The 16,861-nt window shown below is 68.2% G+C and carries 14 protein-coding genes; 6 read left to right on the top strand and 8 right to left on the bottom strand.

Annotated elements, in window-relative coordinates; translation table 11 throughout:
- Positions 1 to 2 precede the first annotated feature (2 nt).
- On the bottom strand, positions 3 to 1,142 hold the full coding sequence (locus I7X18_RS26535; protein WP_193045779.1) for a polyprenyl synthetase family protein: 1,140 nt from the start codon (positions 1,140 to 1,142) through the stop codon (positions 3 to 5).
- Positions 1,143 to 1,277: 135 nt separating this feature from the next.
- On the opposite strand from I7X18_RS26535, the gene I7X18_RS26530 reads away from it, so the two are divergent.
- Positions 1,278 to 2,201, top strand: coding sequence for a DNA-3-methyladenine glycosylase family protein (locus tag I7X18_RS26530; RefSeq protein WP_193045780.1), 924 nt, complete (start codon positions 1,278 to 1,280; stop codon positions 2,199 to 2,201).
- Positions 2,202 to 2,288: 87 nt separating this feature from the next.
- Complete coding sequence (gene dps, locus I7X18_RS26525) at positions 2,289 to 2,846, top strand: DNA starvation/stationary phase protection protein Dps (protein WP_193045781.1); 558 nt, start codon at positions 2,289 to 2,291, stop codon at positions 2,844 to 2,846.
- A gap of 65 nt (positions 2,847 to 2,911) precedes the next feature.
- Here the strand turns inward: dps and I7X18_RS26520 are convergent, their stop codons facing one another.
- The 6 genes from I7X18_RS26520 to I7X18_RS26495 all read right to left on the bottom strand — a co-directional run bounded on the left by I7X18_RS26520 (position 2,912) and on the right by I7X18_RS26495 (position 7,232).
- The gene (locus tag I7X18_RS26520) at positions 2,912 to 3,178 is read right to left on the bottom strand and encodes a hypothetical protein (protein ID WP_404822795.1); all 267 of its coding nucleotides are present in this window, start codon (positions 3,176 to 3,178) and stop codon (positions 2,912 to 2,914) included.
- Between the two features lie 23 nt (positions 3,179 to 3,201).
- A complete protein-coding gene (locus tag I7X18_RS26515; protein WP_193045783.1) occupies positions 3,202 to 3,675 on the bottom strand; it encodes a DUF5078 domain-containing protein in 474 nt (157 codons plus the stop codon).
- Positions 3,676 to 3,701: 26 nt separating this feature from the next.
- Positions 3,702 to 4,037, bottom strand: a complete 336-nt coding sequence (locus I7X18_RS26510) for a DUF732 domain-containing protein (protein ID WP_193045784.1) — start codon at positions 4,035 to 4,037, stop codon at positions 3,702 to 3,704.
- 77 nt (positions 4,038 to 4,114) lie between these two features.
- Positions 4,115 to 4,942, bottom strand: coding sequence for an aquaporin Z (aqpZ, locus tag I7X18_RS26505; protein ID WP_193045785.1), 828 nt, complete (start codon positions 4,940 to 4,942; stop codon positions 4,115 to 4,117).
- A gap of 75 nt (positions 4,943 to 5,017) precedes the next feature.
- On the bottom strand, positions 5,018 to 6,418 hold the full coding sequence (locus I7X18_RS26500; protein WP_193045786.1) for a chloride channel protein: 1,401 nt from the start codon (positions 6,416 to 6,418) through the stop codon (positions 5,018 to 5,020).
- A 28-nt stretch (positions 6,419 to 6,446) separates the two neighbouring features.
- A complete protein-coding gene (locus I7X18_RS26495; protein ID WP_193045787.1) occupies positions 6,447 to 7,232 on the bottom strand; it encodes a PaaI family thioesterase in 786 nt (261 codons plus the stop codon).
- A 642-nt stretch (positions 7,233 to 7,874) separates the two neighbouring features.
- On the opposite strand from I7X18_RS26495, the gene gltB reads away from it, so the two are divergent.
- Both gltB and I7X18_RS26485 read left to right on the top strand, forming a co-directional pair.
- On the top strand, positions 7,875 to 12,488 hold the full coding sequence (gltB, locus tag I7X18_RS26490; RefSeq protein ID WP_193045788.1) for a glutamate synthase large subunit: 4,614 nt from the start codon (positions 7,875 to 7,877) through the stop codon (positions 12,486 to 12,488).
- Positions 12,481 to 13,947, top strand: a complete 1,467-nt coding sequence (locus I7X18_RS26485) for a glutamate synthase subunit beta (protein ID WP_193045789.1) — start codon at positions 12,481 to 12,483, stop codon at positions 13,945 to 13,947. Before gltB ends, I7X18_RS26485 begins: the two co-directional genes overlap by 8 nt.
- A 467-nt stretch (positions 13,948 to 14,414) precedes the next feature.
- Here I7X18_RS26485 and I7X18_RS26480 read toward each other — a convergent pair whose 3' ends face one another.
- Positions 14,415 to 15,263, bottom strand: a complete 849-nt coding sequence (locus tag I7X18_RS26480; protein WP_193045790.1) for an LLM class F420-dependent oxidoreductase — start codon at positions 15,261 to 15,263, stop codon at positions 14,415 to 14,417.
- Positions 15,264 to 15,394: 131 nt separating this feature from the next.
- Between I7X18_RS26480 and I7X18_RS26475 the strand changes: the two genes are divergently transcribed.
- Together I7X18_RS26475 and I7X18_RS26470 are read left to right on the top strand one after the other, a co-directional pair.
- Positions 15,395 to 15,724 (top strand): DUF732 domain-containing protein, encoded by a 330-nt coding sequence (locus tag I7X18_RS26475; protein WP_193045791.1) that lies wholly within the window; start codon positions 15,395 to 15,397, stop codon positions 15,722 to 15,724.
- 53 nt (positions 15,725 to 15,777) lie between these two features.
- On the top strand, positions 15,778 to 16,782 hold the full coding sequence (locus I7X18_RS26470; protein WP_193045792.1) for a PHP domain-containing protein: 1,005 nt from the start codon (positions 15,778 to 15,780) through the stop codon (positions 16,780 to 16,782).
- The last annotated feature ends 79 nt before the right edge of the window (positions 16,783 to 16,861 follow it).

Genomic DNA, 16,861 nt, shown 5'->3' with positions numbered 1-16,861 from the left:
GCTCATGCCGCCCGCTGGGTGCAGGCGGCCGCCATGTTGACCAGTGCTGTTCGCACGGTGTCGTCGAGTGGGCTGGTGTGGAGGCGTTCGAGGGCGTGCGACAGCCGCCGGTCGATCAGCTGCTCGATCCACTGGACGGCGCCCGTCGCGGCGATCAGGTGCTGCCAGCGGGCGATGTCGCCGGCGTCGAGGTCACGCCGCGACATCAGTTCGGTGAGCTGGTTGCGCACCGCCGGTTCGGCCAGCCGGTGCGCGGCCATCACCACGCTGGTGGCCTTGTGTTCCGACAGGTCGCCGCCTGCGGGTTTGCCGGTGACCGTCGGGGTGCCGAAGATGCCGAGCAGATCGTCGCGCAGCTGGAAGGCCTCGCCCACCGCGGCGCCGTAGCGGCCGAGCAGCCGCAGTGTCGGCTCCGGGCAGCCCGCCAGCGCACCGCCGATCTCCAGGGGGCGGCGCACGGTGTAGTTACCGGATTTACGACGCGCGACGTCGAGCACGTCTTCCAGTGTCGGCCGTCCCCCCGCATCGTTGACCAGATCGGCGAACTGGCCCACCGCCAATTCGGTCCGCATCGCGTCGTACCGGGGCCAGGCCCGGCCGAGGGCGGCGGCGCTCAGGCCGCTCTCCCGCATCATCTGCCCCGCCCACACCAGGCAGAGATCGCCGAGCAGGACCGCGGCCGAGGCGCCGAAGCGCTCCGCGGAGCCGTTGAGACCGTTCTCCCGATGCCACTGGGCGAACCGCACGTGGGCCGACGGCCGACCGCGCCGCAGCGGCGAATCGTCCATCACGTCGTCCTGCAGCAGGGCGAAGATGTGCAGTAGATCGAAGCTCGCCGCCGCGCGCACGGCCGCGTCGTCGGATTCGGCGTCGGATTCGGCACCGGCCAGCCAGCCGAGGTAGGCGAACGTCGAGCGCAGGCACTTACCGTCGCCGACGAAGTCGGCGAGCACGTCGGCGGTGATGTCGACGCCGGTCAACCGCAGATCCTCGGCGCAGCGGTCGGCGACGAAATCGGTCACCGCATCGATGGCCGCGCGGCGGACACCGGCGCGCCAGGTGTCGAAGGATTCACCGGCCAACCGGGCCGCCCGCCCCGGGCGCAGAGCCGCGGCGAGCAGCCTATCGTCGATACCGCTCACCCCGACCCCTTTGCCATCACGTTGCTGCGAGCACAAACTAGGGTTCTTGGTGTCCGTACCCGCACTCGTGGAAACCAATCCGGATCCGATGTCACGATTGCGTCATCACCTCGTTCACCCGTCGGGAGGCCGATCATGCGGGCTGACCAGGCACTTCGCCGTAGCGTGACGTTCGGTGGCCCGGCCAGTCCGGCGCTGACCCTCTCGCCGCTACGGCGCGGGGGCGGCGACCCGTGCTTCACGGTCACGGCCGACGGGGCGACGTGGCGGACCAGCCTGCCGCCGAGCGGTCCGGTGACCGCGCGCATCACCCGGTCGGCGCCCGATGCGGTGGACCTCGAGGCGTGGGGTGCCGGTGCGGAGGAGTTCCTCGACGGCGCGCCCGCACTGCTCGGCGCCGAGGACGACGCGGCGGGATTCGCACCGCAGGAGCCGACGCTGGCCGCCGCGCACCGGCGGATCCCGCACCTGCGGTTGGGCCGCACCGGCCGGGTTCTCGAGGCGCTGATCCCCGCGGTGCTCGAGCAGCGGGTGTCGGGGATCGACGCGTTCCGTGCGTGGCGGCTGCTGGTCACCAAGTACGGCACGCTCGCACCCGGGCCCGCGCCCGCGCGGATGCGGGTGCCGCCGGGCGCGCAGGTGTGGCGGCGGATCCCGTCCTGGGAGTTCCACCGCGCCAACGTCGATCCCGGGCGGGCGCGCACGGTGGTGCTGTGCGCGCAGCGTGCCGACTCCCTCGAGCGGTTGTCGGCCCGGCCGCCCGAGCAGGCGCGCGCGGCGTTGACGTCGCTGCCCGGAGTCGGGGTGTGGACCGCCGCGGAGACCGCGCAGCGGGCGTGGGGTGACGCCGACGCGCTGTCGGTCGGCGACTACCACCTCGCGAAGACGGTCGGGTGGAGCCTGCTCGGGCACCCGATCGACGATCCGGCGATGCTCGATCTGCTCGAGCCGATACGCCCACACCGCCACCGCGCCGTGCGCGTCCTGCTGGCCAGCGGGCTGGCCCGCAACCCGCGGTTCGGCGCCCGGCTGGCGATCCCTCGACTTGCCGAACTGTGACGCGGGACTGGCCTCTGATTACGTCATGGCAGCGAGGGGTAGTCGAGGACACGAAGACTCATCACGCGCGGAAGAAGGAGATGTTTCATGGCATACACCGTTCCCGGCATGACGGACAAAGAGGGCGCACAGGTCGCGGAGCTGCTGCAGAAGCAGCTCAGCCGGTACAACGATCTGCACCTGACGCTCAAGCACGTCCACTGGAACGTGGTCGGCCCCAACTTCATCGGTGTGCACGAGATGATCGATCCGCAGGTGGAACTCGTCCGCGGCTACGCCGACGAGGTGGCCGAACGTATTGCGACACTTGGCGGTTCGCCGAAGGGCACCCCCGGCGCCATCATCAGTGACCGCACGTGGGACGACTACTCCCTGGAGCGTGACATGGTGGCGGCGCACCTCGCGGCGCTCGATCTGGTCTACGACGGCATCATCGAGGACACCCGCAAGAACATCGAGGAGACCGAGGAGGCCGACCCGGTGACCAACGACATGCTCGTCAGCCATTCGGCTGAACTGGAGAAGTTCCAGTGGTTCGTGCGAGCCCACCTGGAGAACGCCGGTGGAGATCTCAAGCACGAGGGCAAGTCGACCGAGAAGTCCGCGGCCAAAGCGGCCAAGAGCAAGAGCAACAGCAAGAGCTGACCCGACCTGTGAATCAGGCCCGCACCCAACCAAGGGTGCGGGCCTGATTTCATGTCAGGGAGCGGTCAGCCGCCGTTCGTGACGGGGTTCGACGACAGCGTGATGAAGCCGCCGTTGATCCAGACGCCCCAGCGACCACCCCAGGCCGACGTCCACACGACGGGTTGCCCGGACCAGAACTCGGCCGGTTTGGGCGGCGCCCACGCCGGCACCGGTTCGCCCAGGGCCGGCGACGGAGGAGGCGGCTGGGCCGCGGCGAGAGACGCACCGAGGCCCAGAGCGCCTGCGGTGAGTCCGGCCGCGACGGCGACGGCAGACAGGGTCGATTTCATCGAGATCATCAGGCCTGGTCCCCTCAGCGCCGCTCGTTCGGTCCCCAGTGCCACACCGACGGGTCCGACGGCGGGTAACTCATGCAGACGTCGGTGGCATGTGCGACAACGCCCTTGTTGTTGAAGAACAACTTCGCCCAGTTCCCCCAGCGGGTGGCCACCTGTTCGTAGTAGACGTTGGTGGCGGTGGCCTCCGAGTACTGGCGGCGGGCCGGGTAATCCAGCGTGAAGAACCAGTAGATCCGGTCACGGGCCATGTTCTGGATGTCGATCGGCCGGTTGTTGTAGTCGATCATGTACCGCTGGTAGTAGATCGGCGACGTGTCGCGCGTCGCGGCCATGTACTGCTCCACCGTGCAGGTGGTCTTCATGATCCGGCCCGGAATCGGATAGTCGTCGGTGGCGTCGGCTGAGGCGACCGCCGGAGCGGCCAACACGCCCACGGTCATCGCGGCGCTCATCGCACCGGTCCAGAGCGCTTTCAGACGGTTGCCCATACCACTCCCTCGATCTCTGCGGGTGCTCACGCCGGCTTCTCCGCGGCATGCTGCAGCAGCGCCTGATGCGCCGGGCAGTACGTGGGGTACGCCAGGCCCAGGAACTTCCACGCCTGCTCGGTGGTGCTGCCCTTGGGTAGCTGTCGCGCGACGAATGTCGCTGAGTCGTAAGCGTTGTGGTCGACACCGCGATCGATGCGCTCACAGGCGATCTTGGCGATCCAGGCGTTGTAGTCCTTCTGCCCGTAGACGCCGATGGTGTGCAGGGCGTTGGCGAAATCGGTGTCGGGATCAGCGTGCGCGACGGCCGGCGTGGTGAACGCCAGGCCGGCAAAGGCAATCGCCAGGATCGCTCTCTTCATAGCGGGGATGTTAGCTTGCCTAATTCTGCTTGTCACACGGCGACCCGTGAGCTTGCTGTGCGCGCGACGGTTCCGGGTCACCGAACCTCTGGTTCGGGCCCACGCCGGGTGCGCGGGTCCGATTCGTCTTCGAGGAGTGCCTGTGCGTCGAGGGCGTCGTCGCGCACCGGGCGATCGGCCAGTTCCTCGTGGCGGCCGAACAGGTACGGGTAGGCGGCACCCGCGATGGCGGCACCGATCAGCGGCGCCAGCCAGAACACCCACAGCTGGGCGGGGGCGTCGTTGCCGTTGAAGAACGCGACGCCGGTGGAGCGGGCCGGGTTCACCGAGGTGTTCGAGATCGGGATCGAGATCAGGTGGATCAGCGTCAGGGTCAGCCCGATGGCCAGACCCGCGAACCCCCTCGGTGCGCGCGTGTCGGTAGAGCCGAGGATGACCAGCAGGAAGATGCCGGTCAGCAGCACTTCGGCGATGACGACAGAGAGCAGCGAGTAGCCGCCGGGGGAGTGGTCGCCGAATCCGTTCGCCGCCATGTTTCCGGTGGCTGACCAGCCCTCCTGCCCCTGGGCGACGACATAGATGACGAGTCCGGCCGCGAGCCCGCCGGCCACCTGCGTGACCCAGTACACCGGCAGAACCCGCCATTCGACGCGCCGGGCCAGCGCCGCGCCCAGCGTGACCGCGGGGTTGAAGTGCCCGCCGGAGATCGTGCCGAACGCATATACGCCGGTGAGGACGGTGAGGCCGAACGCCAATGAGACGCCGAGGAATCCGATGCCGAACGCGTAACCGTCCGCGGAGGTGAACTTCGCGGCGAACACCGCGCTGCCGCAGCCGCCGAACACCAGCCAGAACGTCCCGATGAACTCGGCGGCCACTCTGTGTGTCATCGTCGGGTCGCGCATGCCGGACTCCCTCCATCGGTAGGCATCCCTGACGAGCGTGACACAGATCACAGCGCAGCAAAACCCCCAGCGCCGCTACGCGCCCTGCACGCGGGTCATGCGCTCGGCCTCCGCGGTCTCGCGGTTGAGCCGCTGCGCCTGGTAGATCGTCACGTTGGTGCGCGTGATCAACAGATAGGCCACGCCGACCCCGACCATGGCGCACGGGATGACCGAGAACGAGCCCGTCATCTCGGCCACCATGATCATGACGGCCAGCGGGGCGTGGGAGACGCTGCCGAAGCAGGCCATCATCCCCACGACCACGAACACCGCGGGGCTCTCGGGCAGGCCGGGCGCCCCGGCCGACTCACCGAGCCGCCACACCGCCGCGCCGACGAACGCGCCGATCACCACACCCGGGCCGAAGATGCCGCCCGATCCGCCGGTGCCGATCGACAGCGACGTCGCCACGATCTTCGCGAACGGCAGCAGCAGCACGATCCACAGCGGGATCGCCATCAGCGTGTCGGTCGCGGTCGCCTTCTGCGCCCAGCCGTACCCGCTGGCGAGGATCTGCGGGATCGCCAGGCCGAGCAGACCGACCAGCAGCCCGCCCACCGCCGGTTTGATCACCTTGCCGCCCGGCAGCTTCGCGGTCAGTGCGATGGTGCCGTAGAACGTGCGGGCGTACAGCCACCCGACCGCCGCGGCGATGACGCCGAGCACCACGAACCAGCCGAGGTCGAGGGGGTGGTCGAACCGGTAGTCGGCGGCGACGTAGCCGAACAGCGGCTCGAATCCGAGAAACGAGCCGAACACCGCGTAGGCCGTCGCCGAGGTGATGAAGCCGGGGATCAGCGCCTTGTAGTCGAAGTCCTCGCGGTAGACGATCGACGCGGCCAGCACCGCGCCGCCCAGCGGCGCCCCGAAGATCGACCCGATGCCGGCCCCGATGCCCAGCGACACCGCGACCCGGCCGTCTTCGTAGGACAGGTCGAGGCGGCGGGCGAGGATCGAGCCGAATCCGGCCGAGATCTGCGCGGCCGGGCCCTCGCGTCCGGCGGATCCGCCCGAACCGATGGTCAGCGCGCTGGTGATGGTCTTGACGACGATGGCACGGGCCCGGATCGCCCGCGGATCGGTGTGCACGGCTTCGATCGCACTGTCGGTGCCGTGGCCTTCCGCCTCCGGGGCGAAGCGCGCGACCAGCCACGCCGACACGAGGGCGCCGCCGCAGGCGATCAGCGGGATCGCCCACGGGCGGTCGAACCCCGGCGATCCGGGATCACCGCCGTCGCCCGCGGCTTTCGGGATGTCGTAGCCGCCGAGATAACCGAGCAGGAACCGTCCTGAGTAGTCCAGCGCGAGGTAGAAGACCACCGCGCCGAGACCGGCGATGACGCCGATCGCGATGCCCAGGATCAGCCACTTGCGGAGGTATCCCGACCGGCGGATGAACCCACCGATTCCGCGGTCGGCACGGGCCTGAGGCATGCACCCGGATGCTAGTCGAGCGGTACGGTCAGCGATACCCGGTGAAGCGCGCCGTCAGGGCGAGCTGACCGTCGGCGCCCACCGCCTGCGCGTCGGCCAAACCGGTGGACCGTCCGACGCGCAACGCTGTTGCGCTGTAACGGCATTCGCCACCGGCAACGAGCCGGCGCAGGAAGTTCACCCGCAGTGATCCGGTCCGCAGTGGGGCGCCGGTGCGGCCCGCGTTGACCGCGGCGGAGGCGACGAGTTCCAGTCCCGTCGCCGCCACCCCGCCGTGGACCACACCGAGCATGTTGTTGATCACCGGATCGGCATCCTGTCGCAGCGCGGCGGCGCCGTCCGGTTCGACGGCCATCATCGCGGCAAGGCCGACCCTGCGGGTGTGGTGCTCGGGGTTCTGCGGCCATTCGGTGAACTGGGCGCCGGTGATGTAGAAGGACCGCACGCTTCCGGTACCGATCACCGCGTCGTGGTGGCGGAACTCGCATGCGGCCAGCGCCGTGCGTCCCCTGGCGGCGACCGGCCACGCCCGGGCGACCACGCCCGCATCGTCGGCGGTGACGAGGTCGGCGGCTTCCGGGATCAGTTCCAGCGACAGTTCGGTCGACACCGTCCACTCGTCGTCGCCGCGCCGCAGGTGGTTGGCCAGACCGCCGACGTGGTCGAGCAGCATCGCCAGCGCTGCCGCCGACGGCAGTCCGGTGAGCGGATTGACCATTCCGTGGGTGGGCATGGTGGCGATGCTGTGGTCTCCGGTGCCCTCGAACGTCTCGACGCCGAACCGGCCGATAGGGGTGTTGAGCGGGTGCGACATCGCGTTTCAGCATGAGCATGCTGGTGCCGGCGCATACACCCGGGGGGTACTTCCGCGACCACCAGCGCTCTGCGCCACGGGCAGTGGATGGTGAGAGCCGTTGTCGCACGGATGATCACGTCGCCAAGCGCTCGTTCTTCGCCGAGGCGTGCAACGTCCGCCGGAGGTCCGATCCGCCCAGGGACGTGGGGTGAACGCCCCTGGACGTGTGACCCAGCAATCTCTAAGAATCTGACAAGGAGTTGTGCAAACGTCACACGCCCAACAGTGCCAGCAAAATGGCCCGATAATTCGGTGTCAGCAAACTCCTCGGCGGCGACAGCAATTGACGGGCCCGCCGGCTCGGCGCGGAGGGCGTTCCGGGGAGTTACCGAAATATCCACCGAGGCAACGACATCCGCGGTGCAGCGCCGTGTCGAACTCGACGGCCAGGCAACGGGCCGGCGAGTATAGTTAGGTCTGACTAAGTTGGCATGTCAGCCGGTGTTTGACTTATCGTTTTCTCCACTTGTGGCGAGTGGGAAAAAAAGGCCGCTGTTCAGTGCTGCACAGAGGACCGCCTCCGCCCCGTCGGCTCACGCCGTCGCAGACGGCAGCCAGGTGAAGCTTCGCCGAAGGTTCGAGAGTAAGGGTCAGGTGGGAATGGCGCCCAGGATTCAAGGGCTGTACAACCCCGCGTACGAGCACGACTCGTGTGGCGTGGCGATGGTGGCGGACATCCACGGCCGTCGCAGCCGCGACATCGTCGACAAGGCCATCACGGCCCTGCTCAACCTGGAGCACCGCGGTGCCCAGGGCGCCGAACCGAACACCGGCGACGGTGCGGGCATCCTGCTGCAGGTCCCCGACGAGTTCTTCCGCGCCGTGGTCGACTTCGACCTGCCCGACGCGGGCAGCTACGCCACCGGCGTCGCGTTCCTGCCGCAGTCGTCCAAGGACGCCGCCACCGCCTGCGAGCAGGTGGAGAAGATCGCCGAGGCCGAGGGGCTGACGGTGCTCGGCTGGCGCGACGTGCCGACCGACGACTCCTCACTCGGAGCACTGGCTCGCGACGCCATGCCGACGTTCCGGCAGGTCTTCCTGGGCCTGGGCGAGCGAAGCGACGGGAAATCGCTGGGCGCGTCCGACATGGAACTCGAGCGCCGCGCCTACGTGATCCGCAAACGTGCCGAGCACGAGCTGGGCACCAAGGGCCCCGGCCAGGACGGCCCGGGGCGGGAGACCGTCTACTTCCCGAGCCTGAGCGGCCAGACGTTCGTCTACAAGGGCATGCTGACCACCCCGCAGCTGCGGGCGTTCTACCTCGATCTGCAGGACGAGCGGCTGACCAGCGCGCTGGGCATCGTGCACTCCCGCTTCTCGACCAACACGTTCCCGTCGTGGCCGCTGGCGCACCCGTTCCGGCGGGTCGCCCACAACGGTGAGATCAACACCGTCACCGGCAACGAGAACTGGATGCGGGCGCGCGAGGCGCTGATCCGCACCGACGTGTTCGGCACCCAGGCCGACCTCGACAAGATCGTGCCGGTCTGCACCCCCGGTGCGTCGGACACCGCGCGTTTCGACGAGGTGCTCGAGCTGCTGCACCTCGGCGGGCGCAGCCTGCCGCACGCGGTGCTGATGATGATCCCCGAGGCGTGGGAGCGCCACCCGTCGATGGACCCGGCGCGGCGCGACTTCTACCGGTACCACTCGTCGCTGATGGAGCCGTGGGACGGCCCGGCTGCGGTGTGCTTCACCGACGGCACCGTGATCGGTGCCGTGCTCGACCGCAACGGCCTGCGTCCGTCGCGGATCTGGGTCACCGAGGACGGCCTCGTCGTCATGGCCTCGGAGGCCGGCGTGCTCGACCTCGACCCGTCGACGGTCGTGCAGAAGATGCGCCTGCAGCCCGGCCGCATGTTCCTGGTCGACACCGCCCAGGGACGGATCGTCTCCGACGAGGAGGTCAAGGCCGAACTCGCCGCCGAGCACCCGTACGGGGACTGGCTCGAGGCCGGCCTGTTCCACCTCGAGGAGCTGCCGCCCGGCGATTACGTGCGGATGCCCCACCACCGCGTGGTGCTGCGCCAGCAGGCGTTCGGCTACACCTACGAAGAGCTCAACCTGCTCGTCGCCCCGATGGCGCGCGTCGGCGCCGAGCCGATCGGCTCGATGGGCACCGACACCCCGGTCGCCGTGCTCTCGCAGCGGCCGCGCATGTTGTTCGACTACTTTCAGCAGTTGTTCGCCCAGGTGACCAACCCGCCACTGGACGCCATCCGCGAAGAGGTGGTGACCAGCCTGCAGGGCGTCATCGGACCCGAGGGCGACCTGCTCAACCCGACCGCCGAATCGTGCCGTCAGATCGTGTTGCCCCAACCGATCCTGCGCAACGCCGAACTGTCGAAGCTGATCTGCGTCGACCCCGACCACGAGATCCGCGGCCACAAGCACGGTATGCGCGCCGCGGTGATCCGCTGCCTCTACCCGGTCAACCGGGGTGGGCAGGGCCTCAAGGAGGCGCTGAACAACGTCCGCGCCAAGGTCTCGGCCGCCATCCGCGACGGTGCCCGCATCATCGTGCTGTCCGACCGCGAATCCGACGAGCAGATGGCGCCGATCCCGTCGCTGCTGAGCGTCTCGGCGGTGCACCACCACATGGTCCGCGAGCGCACCCGTACCCAGGTGGGGCTCGTCGTCGAGGCCGGTGACGCCCGCGAGGTGCACCATATGGCCGCCCTGTGCGGTTTCGGCGCCGCGGCCATCAACCCCTACATGGCGTTCGAGTCCATCGAGGACATGGTCGACCGCGGCGTGATCACCGGCATCAGCAGCGATCAGGCCAAGGCCAACTACTCCAAGGCCGCGGGTAAGGGTGTGCTCAAGGTGATGTCCAAGATGGGCATCTCGACGCTCGCGTCCTACACCGGTGCTCAGCTGTTCCAGGCCATCGGCATCAACCAGCAGGTCCTCGACGAGTACTTCACCGGGTTGAGTTGCCCGGTCGGCGGCATCGATCTCGACGACATCGCGGCCGAGGTCGCCGCCCGCCACTCGCTGGCCTACCTGGACCGCCCCGACGAGCGCGCGCACCGCGAACTCGAGGTCGGCGGCGAATACCAGTGGCGGCGTGAAGGCGAGTACCACCTCTTCAATCCCGACACGGTGTTCAAGCTGCAGCACTCCACCCGCACCGGTCAGTACTCGGTGTTCAAGGAGTACACGCAGCTGATCGACAACCAGGCGGAGCGGATGGCTTCGCTGCGCGGGCTGCTGAAGTTCAGAGACGGTGTGCGCGAACCGATTCCGCTCGACGAGGTGGAACCGGCCAGCGAGATCGTCAAGCGGTTCTCCACGGGCGCGATGAGCTACGGGTCGATCTCCGCGGAGGCGCACGAGACGCTGGCCATCGCGATGAACCGCCTCGGCGGCCGGTCGAATTCCGGTGAGGGCGGCGAGAACACCAACCGGTTCGACCGCGACGAGAACGGCGACTGGCGTCGCAGTGCGATCAAGCAGGTCGCGTCCGGCCGGTTCGGTGTGACCAGCCACTACCTGTCCAACTGCACGGATATCCAGATCAAGATGGCCCAGGGCGCGAAACCCGGTGAGGGCGGCCAACTCCCGGGCCACAAGGTGTACCCGTGGGTGGCCGAGGTGCGGCACTCCACACCGGGCGTCGGGCTGATCTCGCCGCCGCCGCACCACGACATCTACTCGATCGAGGATCTCGCGCAGCTGATCCACGATCTGAAGAACGCCAACCCGCATGCCCGCGTGCACGTCAAGCTGGTCAGCGAGAACGGCGTGGGCACCGTGGCCGCGGGTGTGTCCAAGGCGCACGCCGATGTGGTGCTGATCTCCGGTCACGACGGCGGCACCGGTGCGACACCGCTGACGTCGATGAAGCACGCGGGTGCGCCCTGGGAGCTCGGCCTGGCCGAGACGCAGCAGACGTTGCTGCTCAACGGTCTTCGCGATCGCATCGTCGTGCAGGTCGACGGTCAGCTCAAGACCGGCCGCGACGTCGTCGTCGCCGCGCTGCTCGGCGCCGAGGAGTTCGGCTTCGCCACCGCACCGCTGGTCGTGTCGGGCTGCATCATGATGCGGGTCTGCCACCTCGACACCTGCCCCGTCGGCGTGGCCACCCAGAACCCGGTGCTGCGCGAGCGGTTCAACGGCAAGCCGGAGTTCGTGGAGAACTTCTTCATGTTCATCGCCGAAGAAGTGCGCGAGACCATGGCGCAGTTGGGCTTCCGCACCGTCAACGAGATGGTCGGTCAGGTCGGCATGCTGGACACGACGAAGGCGTCGGCGCACTGGAAGGCCCACAAGCTGGACCTCTCGCCGGTGCTGCACGAGCCCGAGTCGGCGTTCATGAACCAGGACCTGTACTGCAGCTCGCGTCAGGACCACGGGCTGGACAAGGCGCTCGACCAGCAGCTGATCGTGATGTGCCGGGAGGCACTGGATTCGGGCACGCCGGTCAAGTTCTCGACCACGGTCGCCAACGTCAACCGCACGGTCGGCACCATGCTCGGCCACGAGGTGACGAAAGCCTATGGCGGCCAGGGACTTCCCGACGGCACGATCGACATCACGTTCGACGGTTCGGCGGGCAACAGCTTCGGCGCCTTCGTGCCCAAAGGCATCACGCTGCGGGTCTACGGTGACGCCAACGACTATGTGGGCAAGGGCCTTTCGGGCGGCCGGGTGGTGGTCCGCCCGGCCGAGAACGCCCCCGCCGACTACGTCGCCGAGGACAACATCATCGCGGGCAACGTGATCCTGTTCGGCGCGACCAGCGGTGAGATGTTCCTGCGCGGCCAGGTCGGTGAGCGCTTCGCGGTCCGCAACTCCGGTGCCGTCGCCGTCGTCGAAGGTGTCGGCGACCACGGGTGCGAGTACATGACCGGCGGCAAGGTGGTCATCCTCGGGCCGACGGGCCGCAACTTCGCGGCGGGGATGTCCGGAGGTATGGCCTACGTCTACGACCCCGCGAATGTGCTCGCGGACAACCTCAACGCCGAGATGGTGGAGCTCGACGTCCTCGACGAGGAGGACACCGAATGGCTGCACGGCTTGTTGCAGGCCCACGTCGACGCCACCGATTCCGCGGTGGGCACCAGGGTTCTGAACGACTGGGAAGAAGAGTTGAAGAATTTCGTCAAGGTCATGCCGCGCGACTTCAAGCGCGTGCTGGCCGCAATCGCCGAGGCAGAGCGCACCGGCGCGGACAAGAGCGAGGCGATCATGGCGGCCGCAAGTGGCTGATCCGCGCGGTTTTCTCAAGTACACCCACCGCGAGCTCCCGCCGCGCCGCCCGGTGCCGCTGCGCCTGCGTGACTGGAAAGAGGTCTACGAGGACTTCTCCCACGACACGCTGCAGACACAGGCCGCCCGCTGCATGGACTGTGGAATCCCGTTCTGCCACAACGGTTGTCCGCTCGGAAACTTGATCCCCGAGTGGAATGACCTGGTCTTCAAGGACCGGTGGCGCGATGCAATCGAACGGCTACACGCGACCAACAACTTCCCGGAGTTCACCGGGCGGCTGTGCCCGGCGCCGTGTGAGGCGTCGTGCGTGCTGGGCATCAACCAGGATGCCGTGACCATCAAGCAGGTCGAGGTCGAGATCATCGACAACGCCTTCGACGAGGGCTGGGTCGTCCCGCTGCCGCCGGACCGGCTGACCGGTAAGAAGGTCGCCGTCGTGGGCTCCGGCCCCGCCGGTCTGGCCGCCGCGCAGCAGCTGACCCGGGCCGGCCACACCGTCACGGTGTTCGAACGCGCCGACCGCATAGGTGGCCTGCTGCGCTACGGCATCCCCGAGTTCAAGATGGAGAAGCGCCACATCGACCGCCGGCTGGAACAGATGGAGGCCGAAGGCACCCAGTTCCGCACCGGCGTGAACGTCGGCGTCGACATCACCGTCGCGCAGCTGCGGTCCGAATTCAACGCCGTGGTGCTCGCCGGTGGTGCCACGGCGTGGCGCGACCTGCCGATCCCGGGTCGCGAACTCGACGGCATCCACCAGGCGATGGAATTCCTGCCGTGGGCCAACCGCGTACAGATGGGTGACCCCGTGGTCGGTGACGACGGCGAGCCGCCGATCACCGCGAAGGACAAACGCGTGGTGATCATCGGCGGCGGCGACACCGGCGCGGACTGCCTCGGCACCTCGCACCGGCAGGGCGCGGTCAGCGTGCACCAGTTCGAGATCATGCCGCGGCCGCCGGAGACACGAGCCGAGAGCACGCCCTGGCCGACCTACCCGCTGATGTACCGCGTCGCCTCGGCGCACGAGGAAGGCGGCGAGCGGGTCTTCTCGGTCAACACCGAGGAGTTCTGCGGCGAGGACGGCCGCGTGACGTCGCTCAAGGTGCACGAGGTCGAGATGAAGGCCGGCAAGTTCGAGAGGGTCGAGGGTTCGGACTTCGAGCTGGAGGCCGATCTGGTGCTGCTCGCGATGGGCTTCGTCGGACCGGAGAAGGAAGGTCTGCTGACCGACCTGAAGGTGGAGCTCACCGACCGCGGCAACGTCTCGCGCGACGCCGACTTCGCGACCTCGGTTCCCGGCGTCTTCGTGGCCGGCGACATGGGCCGTGGTCAGTCGCTGATCGTGTGGGCGATCGCCGAGGGCCGGGCCGCCGCCACGGGTGTCGACCGCTACCTGATGGGCAAGAGCGCTCTGCCGGCGCCGATCAAGCCGACGGCGGCGCCGCAGCGCTAGAGGTTTCCCCGCGACTGTGCGGTGCGGTACGCCTGCCTCGGCGTGGCGCGTATGACACCGCACGGTCGGGCGGCGCAGCCACCCGTTTGGCGCCACATCAACCACATCCGTCACACCTGAAACAGCCAATCGACGATCGGCGCGCCTCACCGAGTTTGCCGCGACTGCGGTCTCTAATGACTTGATGTGGGTATTGCGATAAGGTAGCCCACAGTTCAGCTATTGGTATATCGCAGGAGTGATCATCGTGTACATCAACCCGATAACCCGTTCACGGGTGGGTCGAATGGCCTGGTCATTGTTCCGCCATCCGGTCAAGAGCCGGGAGTTCCCCGCTAGGCAGGAACGGCTCATCACCCCCGACGAACTGATGCGCTTCGGCGTCTAGCTAAGTAGAACCCGCTGGCCGGGTGGATGTAACTCGGTGCCACTCAATCTTTGCCTGATCGTGATATTTTCGTGACCGGCTATTTCGCCAGCTCAGAGTCCCTGATCGCCTCCGCCAGCGGTTCCAGAACAGCGGGGTCGTAGGGCGGAGGCAGGTAGATGATCGCCAGGTCGAGCCCCTCGGCGCCCAGCGCTCCCGCCTCGCCGATCACCTTCGCGTAATCCCGGTCTTCGCCCAGCCGGACGTGCGCCGACAGCGTGATCTCCTTCGGATCGCGGCCGATGTCCTCGCAGCGCGCGGCCAGCACGTCGCGCTTGCGGGCGAACTCCTCGGGCGTCCCGCCGACGAAGTTCCAGTGGTCGGCGTACTTGGCGGTGATCGGCAGGGTGCGCTTCTCGCCGCTACCGCCGATGCAGATCGGGGGATGGGGCTGCTGCGGGCCTTTCGGCTCGTTACGCGCGTCCTTGAGCTGGTAGTACTTACCGTCGAACGTCGTGGTGTCCTGCGTGAGCAGACCCGTCAACACCTCGCACGCCTCTTCGAACCGGTCGAAGCGCTCCTTGATGCTGCCGAGTTCGATGCCGTAGGCGCCGGACTCCTCCTCGTTCCAGCCGGCGCCGATGCCCAGCTCGAGCCGGCCGCCCGAGACGATGTCGAGCGCCGAGGCCATATTGGCGAGCACGGCGGGGTGGCGGTAGTGGATACCGGTGACGAGCACGCCGACGCGCAACCGCGTGGTGGCCTGCGCCAGTGCGGTCAGCGTGATCCAACCCTCCAGGCACGGCCCGGTGGAGTCGGAGAGGATCGGATAGAAGTGGTCGAAGGTCCAGCCGGACTCGAAGACGTCGATGCCGTCGGCGGTCTGCCAGATCGGCAGCATCTCGGCCCAGGTGGTGTTCTGCGGTGAGGTTTTGAAGGCGAATCGCACGTAGACCGACGGTAGTCCGCTTTCCTGGGAGTCGCTCTAACCCGATACGGAGTCCGGATTTGCGCGAAGGCCGCCCTCGACCCGCGGCTACGCTCAAGATGGAGATCGAACACCCGACAAGAGGGAACACGATGTCGACAACGAACCGATGCGGGCGTCTGCTCGCGGCCACGATCACAGCCGGTGTGCTGCTGGGTGCGTCGGTCGGTCCCGCCGCCGCCTGGCCCATCCCGCTGACCGCGGAGGACAACGCCTTCCTCGGTGCGACGCGCGGCAAGTTCCCCGGTAACGACGACCAACTCCTCACTGCGGGACGGCAGGCGTGCCGAATGCTCTACAGCGGTCAGCCGGCCAACGCCGTGATCGACTCCATCGCGGCCCAATACGCTGCTGCGCCCGGGCAAGCCGCCATCGTGCTCAACGCCGCGCGCGGCACTTACTGCACGCAGGCGCCCGGCTGAGGCGGCCTGCGCCAATTTGCGTGACGTCACAGCGCTGAGGGCACACTGGGGACATGGATCCGGTCACCGCGCTGCGCCAGATCGCGTACTACAAGGACCGCGCCCGCGAGGACTCCCGCCGGGTGATGGCCTACCGCAATGCCGCCGACATCGTCGAGCGGCTCACCGAGGCCGAACGGGAACGCCACGGCACCGCCAACAGCTGGCAGTCGTTGCCGGGGATCGGTCCCAAGACGGCCAAGGTGATCGCCCAGGCGTGGGCCGGGCGGGAACCCGACGCGCTGGTCGAGTTGCGAGCGGACGCAGCCGATCTCGGCGGCGGCGAGATCCGCGCGGCGCTCAAGGGGGACCTGCACGTCCACTCGAACTGGTCGGACGGATCGGCGCCGATCGAGGAGATGATGCTCGCCGCCCGGGACCTCGGCCACGAGTACTGCGCGCTGACCGACCACTCGCCGCGCCTGACCATCGCCAACGGACTGTCGCCGGACCGGCTGCGCAAACAACTCGACGTCATCGACGAACTGCGGAAAACGGTTGCACCCCTTCGTATTCTGACCGGCATCGAGGTGGACATCCTCGAGGACGGTTCGCTGGACCAGGAGGACGAACTGCTCGAGCGCCTCGACGTGGTGGTGGCCAGCGTGCACTCGAAGCTGGCGATGGACGCCCCGGCGATGACCCGCCGCATGCTGAAAGCCGTCGCCAACCCGCACACCGACGTGCTCGGCCACTGCACCGGCCGGCTGGTCACCGGCAACCGCGGTGTCCGACCGGAGTCGAAATTCGACGCCGATAAGGTCTTCACCGCATGCCGTGACCACGGCACCGCCGTCGAGATCAACTCCCGTCCCGAGCGGCGCGACCCGCCGACCCGGCTCCTCGACCTGGCTCTGCAGATCGGCTGTGTGTTCTCGATCGACACCGACTCCCACGCGCCCGGGCAACTCGACTTCCTGGGCTACGGGGCGCAGCGCGCGCTCGACGCCGGGGTGCCGATGGACCGGATCGTCAACACCTGGCCGGCCGCGCGACTGCTGGAGTGGACGAGTTCCTGAATCCCACATGGTGGCCTGCGGCGTTTAAAGACTAATCACGACGGGAAGCCGCCCTGAGCGTGCGTCGACGGGTCCGGTA

Source organism: Mycolicibacterium baixiangningiae (assembly GCF_016313185.1).
Lineage (GTDB): Bacteria > Actinomycetota > Actinomycetes > Mycobacteriales > Mycobacteriaceae > Mycobacterium > Mycobacterium baixiangningiae.
The sequence above is the reverse complement of the archived record's forward strand: the minus strand, read 5'-3'. Positions and strand labels throughout refer to the sequence as shown.